The sequence below is a fragment of the Pseudomonas piscis genome, from assembly GCF_009380155.1.
GTDB classification, from domain to species: Bacteria; Pseudomonadota; Gammaproteobacteria; order Pseudomonadales; family Pseudomonadaceae; genus Aquipseudomonas; species Aquipseudomonas piscis.
In genome coordinates, this window is sequence record NZ_WHUV01000007.1 from 61662 (window position 1) to 75976 (window position 14315).

Here is a 14315-nt window from a genome sequence, read left to right on the forward strand (position 1 = left end):
AAGTTGAATGGCGCGCAGTGTCCGGTTTCGACTCGTGCAGAAAAATACGGATATCGGCACAACATACTTGTCGCCAGGTCAAGGATCGCGGTGAAGCAATGACCGGAGAAGGGTAATCCAGGCGAACTTGCCGGGCGTTTGCTGATCAGTTCCTTACAGACCCTGCTGAAGGAGCCCCGCGTTGTGTTGAATTTCAAGACCGCGATTCTGCTCGGGGTGCTGCTCTTGCTGGGCAGCCGCGAGCTGGATGCCGCCCCCGCGCCCACCGCCCCGGCCGAGACTCCGGCCAAGCCGGAACTGCTGGTCGAGGGAGGGTTGCTGGGCGCCATCACTTCGAGCCTCGATGAGGTCCAGGACAAGCTCGACCTCAACCAGAACCTGCTCGATGCCTGGCGCCTGCGCGCCGATCGTGCGGCGGACGAGGTGGGGCGCCTGGTCAACCAGCCGTCGGACCGTTCCGGCTGGAGCGTGGCCGGGGACTTCCTGGTGCTGTCCGGCACCTGGCTCGGCAGCTTCGTGCTGCTGACGCTGCTGGGAGGCTGGCTGCTCCGCCGTCTGGCGCGACAACGCTGGTTGCTGGCCCGCCCCCGTGGGCAAGCCTTGCTGGAATACCTTCTGCCCTACACCTTGCCGGCCCTGATCAGCCTGCCCCTGACGCTGTACGTCAGCCACTCGTTGTCCGGCTCCGTGGGGCGGGCCCTGGCCTTGTGCCTGGCCTACGCCACCAGCAGCGGCATCGTCTCCACCAGCGTGCTGTTGTGCCTGATCGTGCTGTTCAACGTGGGACACAAACGCCCGGCGGTCCGGGTGATCCGCGACTATTGTCCCAAACCGTTATTTCTCATGGGCTTTCTGGCTGCCCTCAGCGATGCCCTGGCCAGCCCGCAGATCGCTCGCCAGCTGGGGGGCAACATCACCAGCAGCGTGGCGGTGGTCACCGGATTGCTGGCCACGGTGATCTTCGCCGTGCTGGTGGTCCGCCTGCGCCGGCCGGTGGCGCAACTGATCCGCAATCGCCCGCTGTCCCAGCGTCTCGGGCAGCCGGCGTTGCAGGAGTCGCTGCGGATCTTTTCCGGGCTCTGGTACTGGCCCATCCTGCTGATGGCGCTGGTCTCGGCGGTCAACCTGATCGGCGCCGGCGAGGACAGCCAGGAAGCCCTGCGCTGTGCCTTGCTGACCACCGCACTGCTGATCGCCACGGTCTTTCTCAGCACGCTGCTGCAGCACCTGTTCAAGTCCCGCAGTGCCCAGTCGATCCAGCGCAGCAGCGCCTACAAGGAGCGCTTTCTCAGCCTGCTGCATGCGCTGCTGCGCATCGTCATGGCCATCGCCTTCATCGAGATCCTCGGGCGCATCTGGGGCCTCTCGCTGTTCGAATTCGCCCAGCGCAATACCGTGGGTCGGGCCATCAGCGATTCGCTGAGCAGCATCGGCCTGATCTTCCTGGTGACCTGGTTGCTGTGGGTGGTGCTGGACACGGCGATCCAGGAGGCCTTGAAACCACCGGCCAACAAGCGCTCGGCACGCCAGCCCAGCACCCGGGTCAAGACCATCCTGCCGCTGCTGCGCAACGCGATCAAAATCATCCTGGTGGTGATCTGCGCGATCACCACCATGGCCAATCTGGGGATCAACGTCGCACCATTGCTGGCCGGTGCCGGGGTGGTCGGCCTGGCCATCGGTTTCGGCTCCCAGCAATTGGTGCAGGACGTGATCACCGGCCTGTTCATCATCATCGAGGACACTCTGTCCGTCGGTGACTGGGTGGTGCTGGATTCCGGCCATGCCGGGACCGTGGAAGGCCTGACCATCCGGACCCTGCGCCTGCGCGACGGCAAGGGCTTCGTGCATTCGGTGCCGTTCGGGCAGATCAAGGCGGTCACCAACCAGTCGCGGCAGTTCGCCTTCGCCTTCTTCTCGGTGCAGTTCACCTATGACTCGGATGTCGACAAGGCCATCGAGCTGATCCGCGAGGCCGGTCGCTCGATCAGTGACGACCCGTTCCTCAAGTACAGCCTGCAAGGCGGCCTGGACGTGTTCGGGGTGGACAAGATGGACCTCAACGGCGTGGTGCTGACGGCGCAGTTCCGTACGGTGTCCGGTGGCCAGTATGCGGTCACCCGGGCGTTCAACCAGCGCTTGAAGAAGCTTGTGGATAACTCCCCGTGGGTGCATTTCGCCCAGACTTATCCACAACAGGTGATGCTGCCGGCGCGGCGGCTCCATGAAGACGAGCCGGAGCAGGATGAGTCGGCGCTGCTGCTGCCCGAGTCGCCTCGCGCGCAGTGAAGCGGCCGGGCCGCGTGCCTGCTTGAGGGGGCAGGCAGTAGTGCTTGCGGGGCCGGCGGCTGCGGTTACAGGCGGTGCTGTACCAGCTTGTGGCGCAGGGCCTGGGCTTGCTCGGGGGGCAATTGCAGCCAGATATGCTGGACCCCGGCAATCTCGGCGGCGGCTGGCAGGCCATCGCGGTACACCAGGCGGTTGCCGCCCAGGGCCGGGACCTTGGGGCCGGGCAGCAGGGTCCCGGCGAGGTTCAGCGGGTCCACCCCGCACACCGCCACCAGGCTGCCGTCGTGAGGGCGCCGGCGTACTTCGCGTAGCAGCGGGATGGCTTCCGGCAGGGCGAATTGTTCCCCGGCCAGGCCGCTGACGAAACGCCCACCACGGATCTGCCCACGGGCCTCCAGGCGATGCAGGGTGCGCAGCAGTTCGCGCCAGCTGGGCAGCCAGTCGGCCTCGCGCTCCAGCAAACGCCAGAACAACACGCCATAACGGCGCAGCAGGGTCATGGCCACATGTTCCAGGGTGGCGCTCGGATCCTGGCTCACCGAGCGCCGGAGCAGGGCCCAGCGCCCGGCGTCGTCCATGCCGCCACTGAAGGCACCGCGCCCGCGTCGGCTACTGCGTTGTTGGCGCTTGCTCGCCGGAGTGATCAGGGCACGCAGGCCGGCGAAGCTGTCGGCGTTCACCAGCCCGGCCCCCACCAATTCCTGCAGCACGCTTTCCAGCTCGCTGCGCAGCAGGTGGCTTTCATGCAGCAGTTCATCGAAGAACAGCGCACCTTGCTGGCCCAGCAGGGCCTGGACCTTTTGCGCCTTGGCCGACAGCTCGGCGCCGAGCGGGGTGGCCAGGCTGTTCCAGATGGGGGCCTGGGCCCGCGGCAGGAGCACGATCGGTGTACTGCGCAAGGCGCCGTTGGCCGGTTTACCACTGGCGTTGATCCGGCTCCAGGCCACCTTGCCGCTGCGGCACAGCTCATCCAGCCAGTGGTTGGAGTAGTCCTTCAGGCGTGCTGGCAACAGGTCGCTGTCCCAGGCCGAGGCGGCCGCCGGATAACCTTCGAGCTGGCCAACCACCTCGGCCAGCATGGCGCTGCCCTGGCCCCGGGTGTCCGCTGACAGGCGCTGCCAGTCGAACAGGAAACGCATGAAATCCTGCAACGCCACAGGCTCGATTTCCCGGCGCAGGCGCTTGACCGTGTAGCGATGGATCCGTGCCAGCAGATGACGTTCGCACCACTGCTGCGCATCGCCTCCGGGGCTGAAGCTGCCGCGCAGCACGTAACCCTCGGTTTCGAGCCGGGCCAGGGCCCGGGCCACTTGCTCCTCGGGCAGGCCCAGGGGCGTGGCGACCTGTTCCAGGGTCAGCGGCGCGAAACCGCTGAGCCGGGCGCGGATCACTTCCACCAAGGCATCCTCCGGCTCCCAGGCCGGGTCGAAACCCGCTATCGGCAGCAACGGCGGTTGCAGCGACGCTTGTGGATAAAGGACCTGCAGGCAAGCGATGCGCTCCACCGCCAGCCACAACCGGGTGTCGCTGGGCGCCCGCAAGCAACAGGCGCGTCCCTGGATGGCCAATGCCTGCAACCACTCGATCCACCCCGGGTTGGCTTTCGCCTCGGCGTCGCTGATGCAGGCCAGGCTCATCAGGGCCTCGTGCATTTCGTCGGTGCCGGCGGGAGTCGGCCAGGCTTCCTCGGCCACTGCGGCGATGGCGCCAGGGTCCAGGGCGCCCAGGTCGTCGCTGGCGGTAGGGTCGCTCCAGCGTCGGGCCAGCACCGCCTGGGTACGGCGTTCCTCCAGGGGCGCATCGTCGAGGAAGGTATAGGGCTTGGCGCTGAGGATCTCCGCCGCCAGTGGCGAGGGCGCCGGCAGGTCACGGCTGAGCAGGCGTACCTGGCCTTGTTCCATGCGCCGTAGCAGTTGCAGCCAGCCTGCGCTGTCCATGGCTTCGTGCAGGCAGTCGTCCAGGGTTTGCTCCACCAGCGGGTGATCGGGAATCTGCCGTTCGCCGGCGAGGTTCTCCAGGCAGGCGATCTGGTCGGGAAACACACTGGCGATCAGGTCTTCGCTCTTCATCCGCTGGATCTGCGGCGCCACTTTGCGTCCGCCGCTGTAGCGTGGCAGGGCCAGGGCCACCCCGGCATTCCAGCGCCAGCGCACGCCGAACAGCGGGGCATCGAGCAGGGCCTGGACCAGGATGTGCTCGGCGCTGTTGCTGTGCAGGTAGCGCCACACTTCATCCAGGGCGAAGCTGTGGCTGGTGGACAGCGACAAGACGATGGCGTCTTCGCTGGCCGCGGCCTGCAGCTCGAAATTGAAGGTGCGGCAGAAGCGTTTGCGCAGGGCCAGGCCCCAGGCGCGGTTGATGTGGCTGCCGAAGGGACTGTGGATTACGAGCTGGGTGCCGCCGGACTCATCGAAGAAGCGCTCCATGATCAAGGTGTCCTGGGACGGCAGGGCGCCCAGGGCCTGGCGAGCCGGCGCCAGGTATTCCACCAGCTGTTCGGCGCAGGCCTGGCTCAGGCCCGGTTCCTCTCGCAGCCAGTCGATGGCCGCTTGCAGCTGGCCCGGGGCGACGCCCAGCAATTGATCCAGGCGGGCCAGCAGGCGCGCCACGGCCGCCGACAATTCGGTGCTGCGCCCAGGTGCCTCGCCGAGCCAGAACGGCAGGCTCGGTGGCTGGCCGGGAGCGTCCTCGACCCGCACCTTGCCGGTTTCCACCCGCAGGATGCGGTAGGAGTTGTTGCCCAGCTGGAACACGTCGCCGGCATGGCTCTCCACGGCGAAGTCTTCGTTGACGCTGCCGATGTTCAGGCCCTGGGGTTCGAGCAGCACGCTGTAGTCGGCGTTGTCGGGAATGGTGCCGCCGCTGGTGACCGCAGTCAGCCTGGCGCCGCGGCGCCCGCGCAGGGTCCGGGCCAGGGCGTCGCGATGCAGGTAGGCGCTGCGCAGGCCCTGGCGGCCATTGAAGCCTTCGGCGAGCATGCGCAGCAGCGCCTGGTAGTGCTGCGAGTCGAGCCCGGCATAGGGGCTGGCGCGGCGCACCAACTCCAGCAGCGCGTCTTCCGACCACTCCTGGCAGCTGACTTCGGCGACGATCTGCTGGGCCAGCACATCCAGCGGCGCCCTGGGGATCGACAGGCTGTCCAGCTCGCCCCGGCGCACGCAATCGAGCAGGGCGGTGCACTCGATCAGGTCGTCGCGGGTCAAGGCGAACAAGCGGCCCTTGGGGGTGCCGCCAACCTGGTGCCCGGAACGCCCGACCCGTTGCAAAAAGGCCGAGATCGAGCCCGGCGAGCCGATCTGGCAGACCAGGTCGACGTCGCCGATGTCGATGCCCAGCTCCAGGGATGCGGTGGCCACCAGTACTTGCAACTCGCCGGCCTTGAGCCGCTGTTCTGCGGCCAGGCGTTGCTCCTTGGCCAGGCTGCCGTGGTGGGCGGCCACCGCCTGGCGTCCCAGGCGCTCGCTCAAGTAGCGGCTCAAGCGCTCGGCCAGGCGCCGGGTGTTGACGAATATCAGGGTGGTGCGATGGTCCCGGGCGAGGCTCGCCAGGCGGTCGTACACCAGGCCCCAGACATCGGTGGACATCACCGCCGACAACGGCACGGGCGGCACCTCGATGTCCAGGTCCCGGGGGCGGGAGTGACCGATATCGACGATCTCGCAGGGGCGGTCGTGTCCGGCCAGGAAGCGCGATACCGCCTCGATGGGTTTCTGCGTGGCGGACAGGCCGATGCGGAGCAAGGGCGCGCTGCACAACGCCTGCAAGCGTTCCAGGCTCAGGGCCAGGTGGCTGCCGCGCTTGCTGCCGGCCAGGGCGTGGATTTCATCGACGATCACCGTCCGGGTGCTGGCCAGCATCCGACGTCCCGAGTCCGAGCCTAGCAGCACATAGAGCGATTCGGGAGTGGTGACGAGGATCTGCGGCGCGTTCCGGCGCATGGCGTTGCGCTCTTTCTGCGGGGTGTCGCCAGTGCGCACGGCAGTCCGGATGGTCAACTCCGGCAGGCCCATCAGGCGCAGCTGCTCGGTGATCCCGGCCAGGGGTTGCTGGAGGTTGACCTGGATATCGTTGCTCAGGGCCTTGAGCGGCGAGACATAGACCACCAGGGTGGCGTCCGGCAGCTCGCCACCTGCGGCCAGGCCCTGGCGCACCAGGTCGTCGAGTACGGCGAGAAAGGCCGTCAGGGTCTTGCCCGAGCCAGTGGGGGCGGCGATCAGCGTCGAACGTCGCTGGGCGATCAACGGCCAGGCTCGGGCCTGGGCCTTGGTCACGGCGGCGAAGGTACGCTGGAACCAGGCCCGGACGGCTGGATGGAAAGCGTCCAGTGGCAGGTTCGCGGATTCGGCAAGGTTCATGCCTGACGTTATGCGGCCGCCCGGTGCAACTTGCAAGCGCCCGCCTGGCGGCTACCCGCGCCTTTTGTCCGATACGGTGCCGGCCACCGCCTGGCCCGGGAGCTTGGTGGCGGCCTGGCCTGCGCCAGTGGCTACGCTCGAGAGGTGGGGGACGCACTTTCTCAGTGACGCTTGCGCCACAAACCCGCAAAATGCAACGATTCCGGCAATTCCCGGCGGGCTTGGCTCCCCGGGAATTGACCAATCCAAACCAACGTTCCGAACACACTGGGCCTGCTGACTCTATGCGAATGCGCCTTATGTTACTGGGCGGCGGAAATGCCCTTGGGCAGGCGCTGATTCGCCTGGGTGCGGAGGAAGACATCAGCTTCCTCGCGCCCCGTCCGCCGCAAGACGGTTGGGACGCCGCGAGCCTCACGCAATTGCTCGACGACACCCGTCCGGATGCCTTGATCAACCTGGCTTACTACTTCGACTGGTTCCAGGCGGAGACGGTGAGCGAGGCGCGCCTGGCTGGCCAGGAGCGGGCGGTCGAGCGACTGGCCGAACTCTGCCAGCACCACAACATCATCCTGGTGCAACCTTCGAGCTACCGGGTATTCGACGGCTCGCGGGCTACCGCCTACAGCGAGAAGGACGAGCCCGTTCCCCTGGGCCTGCATGGGCAGGCGTTGTGGCGGATCGAGCAAAGCGTGCGCGCCACTTGCCCGCAGCATGTGCTGCTGCGTTTCGGCTGGCTGCTCGATGACAGCGCCGAAGGCATTCTCGGGCGTTTCCTGGCCCGGGCCGAGTCGACGCAGGAATTGCTCATGGCGGACGACCGCCGGGGGAACCCGACGCCGGTGGATGACGCCGCGCGGGTGATCATCTCGGTACTCAAGCAACTCGATTGTGCTGCGCCGTTGTGGGGCACCTATCACTATGCCGGCCAGGAAGCGACCACGCCCCTGGCCCTGGGCCAGGCGGTACTCGGCGAGGCGCGACAATTGCACCCGCTGGCCGTCGAGGCGCCCACCGCCCAGGCCCACGCGGCGTTCGCCGATGCCGCCGAAGAACCGCAGCATGCGGTCCTGGCCTGCAAGAAAATTCTTCACACTTTCGGGATCAAGCCGCGCGCCTGGCGTGCCGCGCTCCCGGCTTTACTGGATAGGTTCTATCGCCATGGCTGACGGCTTTGTATTGATCACCGGTGGCGCTGGTTTCATCGGTTCGAATCTGACCGATGCGCTGCTCGCCAAGGGATATTCGGTGCGTGTGCTGGACGACTTGTCCACAGGCAAGCCAGCCAACCTGCCGCTGGATGATCCGCGTGTCGAGCTGATCGAGGGGGATGTTGCCGACGCCGCCCTGGTGAGTCGGGTCATGCAGGGTTGCAGCGCCGTGGTCCACCTGGCGGCGGTGGCGTCGGTACAGGCCTCGGTGGACGATCCGGTACAGACCCACCAGAGCAATTTCATCGGCACCCTGAACGTTTGCGAAGCCATGCGCCAGCAGGGCGTGAAACGGGTGTTGTTCGCTTCCAGCGCGGCGGTCTACGGCAATAATGGCGAAGGCCGGTCCATCGACGAAGATACGCCCAAGGCACCGCTGACCCCCTATGCCAGCGACAAGTTGGCCAGCGAACACTACCTGGATTTCTATCGGCGCCAACACGGCCTGGAGCCGGCGATCTTCCGCTTCTTCAATATCTTCGGTCCACGCCAGGATCCTTCGTCGCCGTACTCCGGGGTGATCAGCATATTCTGCGAGCGGGCCCAGAAGGGGCTGCCGATCACGGTATTCGGCGATGGCGAACAGACTCGGGACTTCGTCTATATCGGTGATCTGGTGGAGGTGCTGGTACAAGCCATCGAGGCTCCTCGACTGGAAGAGGGCGCAGTCAACGTGGGCTTGAACCAGGCGACCACGCTCAAGCAACTGCTGGCAGCCCTGGCCGAGGTTGTGGGTCAATTGCCTCCCATCAGCCATGGTCCCGCCCGTTCCGGCGACATCCGTCATTCGCGGGCCAGCAACCAGCGTCTGTTGCAGCGCTTCAGCTTCCCCGAGCCCACGCCGATGAGTGTCGGCCTGGCCCGTCTGTTGGGCCGCTGACGTTTTCCGGACACGAAAAAGGCGCCTCGAGGGCGCCTTTTTCGTAGGGCTTGGGCTTAGAACTTGTAGCCCAGGCCAACCATGTAGACCATCGGGTCAACGTCGACGTTGACCTTGGCGCGGGTGCCCTGGGCCACCGCGTTGTTGTCCACGTAGGCACGGGTGTCGATGTCGATGTAGCGGACCTGGGCGTTGATCATGATGTTGTCGGTCAGCATGTAGTCGGCACCGACCTGCCAGGCCAGGCCCCAGGAGTTCTTGGCGCGGAAGTTGTCGAAACCGGCCTCGCTGGCGCGGCTGCCAACGTGCTCGTCGTAGATCCAGGTGTAGTTGATACCGGCACCGACGTAGGGCTGGAACGCCGATTTGTTATCCAGCGGGTAGTACACCACGCTCAGGGTTGGCGGCAGGTGCTTGAGGGTACCGAGCTTGCCGTTGGCCGGGGCCAGGGCGGTGTTCTTGATTTTCACGTCGTGTTCGAACGGAGTGGCGGCCAGCAGTTCGATACCGATGTTGTTGGTCACCATGTACGCGAAGTTCAGACCCAGCTGGGTATCGCTGCTCATGGTCGCCTTGCCGCCCAGGTTGGCGCCGGCCAGGGGGCCGCGGTCGACCTTGACGTCGGAACTGTTGGCTTTCGGGTTGACGGTGATCGCACCGGCACGAACGATGATGTCACCGGCGTCGTGGGCGTGGGCGATCGGGGCGGCGAGTGCGAGCGCAACCAGGGAGGCGCTAAGCAGGGACTTATGCATGGGAGCTCCAAAGGACGATTCAAATTGGCTATGTCCAATGGTAAGGATCGTCAAGTTGACCACCTTGACTCAGCTCAATGAAATCGCGAACCCTCGCCCCGGCGCTGAACTATTCTTTTGCCCCGCACTCTTTTGCCATCGCTTTCCGGGTCGCCAGGTTCCCTGTGATCGACGCTCACTCTTGCAGCTCGTAGACGTAGATCTTCTGCGCCGCCATCTGGTAACCGGCGTCCGCCAGCTCGCTGGTTGAAGGCTTGACCTGCATGTTGCCCTCGACCCAGTAGGGTTGGTAGAGCTCGTCGAGCTTTACCCCGACTTCGCTGGTGACATGGACGATCTGGTTCGACGGTGGCGGTGGTACGTGGATGCACGCGCCGAAATACGGCACCAGCAGGAAGTCTGTGGTGCGGCCTTCCTCGCTCACTTCCAGGGGCACGATGTAGCCGGGCAGGCGCACCGACTGGCCATCGAGGCTCTGGACCACCGGGGCATCGGGCAGCTCCTGCTTGGCCGCCGGCGCCGACTCCGCCGACAGCGCATCGCTCATCTGCGACAGGTCGTGCAGGGGCTTCATGTTCGGCACCTCGGCTGGTGCTCCGGCCGGGATCATTTCCAACCAGGTCAGGTCCCGCGCAGCTGCGGCCCAGCAGACCGGGCTGGCCAGCAGCGACAGGACGAACAGGGAGTGAAGCAGGCGTTGGATCTTCATGGATCGATGCTCACAAACGGATCGACAGGCCATCGGCCAGGGATTGCCGGTAGGCGCGCCAGGCCGGCACGCTGCCCATCAGCAGCGCGGCGACCAGGATACCCCCGAGCAGCGTCCACTCATACGGGCTGGGCCAGGACAACGGCAGGTACAGGCCGTAGTTCGACTGCACGTAGCCCTGGGCCAGGGCGATGCCCAGGTAGAGCAGCGCCAGCCCGGCCATGACCCCCGCCAGGGCCAGGGCGAAGGCCTCCAGTACCAGCAGGGTCGCGATATGCCAGGGGCGGGCACCCACCGAACGCAGGATGGCCATTTCCCGACGGCGCTCGTTGAGGCTGGTGAGGATCGCCGTGAGCATGCCGATCAGGCCGGTGAGGACCACGAATAGCGAGACCACGAACAAGGCCTTCTCGGCAGTGCCCATCAGGCTCCAGAGCTCCTGCAGGGCTACCCCGGGGAGAATCGCCAGCATCGGTTCGCCGCGGAACTCATTGATCTCGCGCTGCAGGGCGAAGGTCGAGATCTTGCTGTTCAGGCCCAGCATGAAAGCGGTGATGGCCTGGGGCGTCAGGTCCATGTTGCGCGCCTGGTCGGCGCTGATCCGACCCGCGCCACGGGCCGGCACGCCGTTGTGCCAGTCGATGTGGATCGCCTCCATGCCACCCAGGCTGATGTGCAGGGTACGGTCCACCGGAGTGCCGGTGCGCTTGAGGATACCGACCACGGTGAAAGGCTTGTCATCGTGCTTGACCAGGCTGATGGCGGCCACGCCGTGGGCCAGCACCAGCTTGTCGCCCAGCTGGTAGTGCAGGGCATCGGCGACTTCCGCTCCCAGCACCACCTCGAACGGGTCGCTGGCGAAGGCCCGGCCCACGGCCAGTTGCAGGTTCTGCTGGTGGCCGTACTGGTAGTGCTGGAAGTAGGCCTCGGTGGTGCCCATCACCCGGTAGCCGCGATGGGAGTCGCCCAGGGAAATCGGGATCGCCCATTTCACTTTGGGATTGCTGGCGAAGTGCTCGAAGCTGTCCCAGCGGATGTTGTTGGTGGCGTTGCCGATCCGGAACACCGAATACAAAAGCAGGTTCACCGAGCCGGAGCGGGCGCCGACGATCAGGTCGGTGCCGCTGATGGTGCTGGCGAAGCTGGCGCGGGCTTCGGTGCGCACCCGTTCCACCGCCAATAGCAGGCAGACCGAAAGAGCGATGGCGAACACGGTGAGGAACGCGGTGAAGCGACGGTTAGCCAGGCTGGCCATGGCTAGGCGGAACAGATACATCTCAGACCTCGGCAGGCTTGGCGGCGCGATTGAGTTCGGCCAGCGACAGGTGACGATCGAACAGCGGCGCCAGGCTCTGGTCATGGCTGACGAACAGCAGGCTGGCACCGGCTTCGCGGCATTCGCTGAACAGCAACTGGATGAAGGCCTCGCGGGCGTCCTGGTCCAGCGCCGAAGTGGGTTCGTCGGCGATCACCAGCTCCGGTTGGCCGATCAATGCCCTGGCCGCCGCGACCCGCTGTTGCTGGCCGATGGACAACGAGTCGGCGCGGCGGCCGAGCAGGTCGGGGTCCTTCAGGCCCAGGTGGGCCAGCAGGGTCGCGGCAGCCTGGTCGACGCTACCGTGGCGCTGCACGGCGCGGCTGGCTCGCTGCTTGGAGAAATGACAGGGCAGCTCGACGTTCTCGCGTACCGAGAGGAAGGGCAGCAGGTTGAACTGCTGGAAGATGTAGCCGGTGTGGTCGACGCGAAAGCGATCGCGGGCACCGGCGGACAACTCGCCCAGCTCCTGGCCCAGCAGGCGGATACTGCCCTGGGTGGGTTTCTGCACCCCGCCCAGCAAACCCAGCAGGGTGGTCTTGCCGCTGCCGCTGGGACCCTTGAGGAACAGGGTTTCACCGGTTTGCAAGGCGAAGGCGGGGATGTCCAGCAACTGGGGCTGGCCGGGCCAGTTGAAGCCCAGGTCGGACAGTTCGATGAGTGCTTGGGTCATGTCGGGCCGATGATCAGCGAATGAATGTCGGCTCCAGCCGTGTCCGGGCCACGGCTGGAGCAAGGCGTTGCCTCAGAACTTCAGGGTGGCGGCCTTGGCGGTGGCCTCGACCCCCTGCTGGCCGCTTGGCGAAATCAGTTGTACCTGGATTTTCTGGGTGGCGGGGAAAGTCTTGAAGACCTGCCCCAGGTCGAGGTTCTTCAAGGCCTCGGGCTTGGCACAGGCGAAGCGGTAGTGGGCGTGGATCTCACTGTGCTCATGGTGATGTTCATGGCCAGCGGCGCCTTCGTCGTCATCGTCGTGGTCGGCCACGGCTGGCTGGTCGCCGAACAAGGGGCTCTCCAGCTCCTGGCTGGCCACGCTGCAGTTGGCGGCCTTGGGCAGGCTGAACAGTGCCAGGGGTTGTTCCAATTGCTTGCGGGCGGCACTGATCTTGGCCTTGTCGGCGTCGCTGCCTGGAGCATGCTCGAAGCCCACCAGGTTCATCGCCGGGCTTTCCAGTTCCAGCTCCAGGGCCTGGCCGTCGAGCACCGCATTCAACCGGGCCACGCCATGTTCATGGGCGCCTAGGCTGCCGTGTTCATGCTCGTGTTCGTGGTCATGGGCTTGCGCGACCTGGGTAGCGGCCAGTGGCAACAGGGCGAACGGCAGGGCGAGTAGCAGGCGGCGCATGGCAAGTCTCCGGGACGCAAGTGAAATAAATGTTATGTAATCTTATAACGCTATCGGTGGCAGAGTTTGACCGCCCGCTTGGCGTTGCGCAAGACGCGTGGGAGCATGCTCGTCAGAAATTTTCGGGAGCACAGCGATGTTGCGGATTCGTGGAAGCATCGGCGACTTGTCGGTGGATTTGACCCTGGAGCTGGACGCAGGCGACTGGGCCCAGCTGGCAGGACAGTTGGGCGCGCAGTTGCAGGCCGCCCAACCGGCCCAGCCAGCGTCCGCCGGAGTAGCCAGCAAACCGCCGAGCCAGGACGATACCTTGTGGCAGACCGCCCAGGACCTGCTGCGCCAGGCTGGCCAGCTCAGCGGGCCGGAGTTGCTGGAACAACTGGAAGGTCTGGCCGGTAGCGCGGCGGCGGGCAAGCGGCTGTTGGTGCGCCTGCGCCATTGCGCCCAGGTCAAGGTCGTCAGCGGCGCGGATACGCCGATCTACAGCTGGGTATCGTGAGGGGCTGAAGGCGGGCCGGCCTGCCAAGCTGAGCTGTGGCAGGCCGGCCCCGGGGCGATCAGTACAGCGCGGCGAACAGCTTGCGCCGGTAGGTGGTCACCAATGGATGATCGTTGCCCAGCAGGTCGAAGACTTGCAGCAAGGTCTTGTGGGCGATCCCTTCGTTGTAGCTGCGGTTGCGCATGAACAGCTTGAGCAGGGCGTCCAGGGCCGCCTCGTACTGCTGGCGGGACAATTGCTGGATCGCCAGCTGGTACGCCGCCTCGTCGTCCTGGGGATCCTTGGCCAGGCGTGCCTTCAGGTCGGCGGCATCCGGCAGGGACGCCGCCTGCTTGAGGAAGGTGATCTGCGCCTTGGCGCCGGCCAGGGCCGCCTTGTGCTCATCGCTCTTGACCGCATCGAGCACGGTCTGGGCCTCGCCCAGTTCACCGCGCTCGGCCAGGCAACGGGCATAGAGGATCAGGGCCTTGGCATTGCTGTTGTCTTCGAGCAGCAGGGCCTTGAGCGCCGCTTCGGCGTCACCGAAGCGACCTTCGCCGAACAGCGTCTCGGCCTGCTCCAACGGATCGGCCGCAGAGGGTGGCGGCATCTGCACATGGGGCTCGAGCATGGCCCGGACCGCCGACTCCGGCTGGGCGCCGGCAAAGCCATCCACCGGCTGGCCATCCTTGAACAGCACCACGGTCGGCAGGCTGCGAATGCCGAAGCGGGCGACGATGTCCTGCTCGATATCGCAGTTGACCTTGGCCAGCAGCAGCTCGCCCTGATAGCTCTCGGCAATCTGCTGCAACATCGGCATCAGTGCCTTGCACGGCGCGCACCACTCGGCCCAGAAGTCCACCAGGACCGGCTTGTGGAAGGAGTTCTCGATTACCGACTGGTCGAAATCGGCGGTGCTGGCATCGAAGATGTACGGCGTGTCCTGACTCATGGGGTATCTCGAATAAGCGGGAATGG

11 protein-coding genes are annotated in these 14315 nt (G+C 65.9%); 4 read left to right on the plus strand and 7 right to left on the minus strand.

What is annotated here, in order from left to right:
• Positions 1–183 precede the first annotated feature (183 nt).
• Positions 184–2289: a mechanosensitive ion channel family protein gene (locus GDH07_RS29185; RefSeq protein WP_343038354.1), complete on the plus strand. Its 2106-nt coding sequence runs from the start codon at positions 184–186 to the stop codon at positions 2287–2289.
• A 65-nt stretch (positions 2290–2354) separates the two neighbouring features.
• Here the strand turns inward: GDH07_RS29185 and GDH07_RS29190 are convergent, their stop codons facing one another.
• A complete protein-coding gene (locus GDH07_RS29190) occupies positions 2355–6644 on the minus strand; it encodes a DEAD/DEAH box helicase (protein WP_152899586.1) in 4290 nt (1429 codons plus the stop codon).
• Between the two features lie 284 nt (positions 6645–6928).
• On the opposite strand from GDH07_RS29190, the gene GDH07_RS29195 reads away from it, so the two are divergent.
• Both GDH07_RS29195 and GDH07_RS29200 read left to right on the plus strand, forming a co-directional pair.
• The gene (locus GDH07_RS29195) at positions 6929–7813 is read left to right on the plus strand and encodes a sugar nucleotide-binding protein (protein ID WP_152899587.1); all 885 of its coding nucleotides are present in this window, start codon (positions 6929–6931) and stop codon (positions 7811–7813) included.
• Positions 7806–8735 (plus strand): NAD-dependent epimerase/dehydratase family protein, encoded by a 930-nt coding sequence (locus tag GDH07_RS29200; protein ID WP_152899588.1) that lies wholly within the window; start codon positions 7806–7808, stop codon positions 8733–8735. The genes GDH07_RS29195 and GDH07_RS29200 overlap by 8 nt, the downstream gene beginning before the upstream one ends.
• Before the next feature lie 56 nt (positions 8736–8791).
• On the opposite strand, the gene GDH07_RS29205 is transcribed toward GDH07_RS29200, so the two are convergent.
• The 5 genes from GDH07_RS29205 to GDH07_RS29225 all read right to left on the minus strand — a co-directional run bounded on the left by GDH07_RS29205 (position 8792) and on the right by GDH07_RS29225 (position 12859).
• Positions 8792–9490 (minus strand): OmpW/AlkL family protein, encoded by a 699-nt coding sequence (locus tag GDH07_RS29205; protein ID WP_152899589.1) that lies wholly within the window; start codon positions 9488–9490, stop codon positions 8792–8794.
• 175 nt (positions 9491–9665) lie between these two features.
• The gene (locus GDH07_RS29210; RefSeq protein ID WP_152899590.1) at positions 9666–10199 is read right to left on the minus strand and encodes a DUF3299 domain-containing protein; all 534 of its coding nucleotides are present in this window, start codon (positions 10197–10199) and stop codon (positions 9666–9668) included.
• A gap of 10 nt (positions 10200–10209) precedes the next feature.
• Positions 10210–11475 (minus strand): ABC transporter permease, encoded by a 1266-nt coding sequence (locus GDH07_RS29215; protein WP_152899591.1) that lies wholly within the window; start codon positions 11473–11475, stop codon positions 10210–10212.
• Between the two features lies 1 nt (position 11476).
• Positions 11477–12187 (minus strand): ABC transporter ATP-binding protein, encoded by a 711-nt coding sequence (locus GDH07_RS29220; RefSeq protein ID WP_152899592.1) that lies wholly within the window; start codon positions 12185–12187, stop codon positions 11477–11479.
• 72 nt (positions 12188–12259) lie between these two features.
• A complete protein-coding gene (locus tag GDH07_RS29225; RefSeq protein WP_022641280.1) occupies positions 12260–12859 on the minus strand; it encodes a DUF2796 domain-containing protein in 600 nt (199 codons plus the stop codon).
• A gap of 136 nt (positions 12860–12995) precedes the next feature.
• Here GDH07_RS29225 and GDH07_RS29230 point away from each other — a divergent pair, with 136 nt between their 5' ends.
• Positions 12996–13358 (plus strand): hypothetical protein, encoded by a 363-nt coding sequence (locus tag GDH07_RS29230; protein WP_152899593.1) that lies wholly within the window; start codon positions 12996–12998, stop codon positions 13356–13358.
• Between the two features lie 58 nt (positions 13359–13416).
• On the opposite strand, the gene trxA is transcribed toward GDH07_RS29230, so the two are convergent.
• Entirely contained in the window at positions 13417–14289 is an 873-nt protein-coding gene (trxA, locus tag GDH07_RS29235) for a thioredoxin (RefSeq protein WP_152899594.1), read from the minus strand.
• Between the last annotated feature and the right edge of the window lie 26 nt (positions 14290–14315).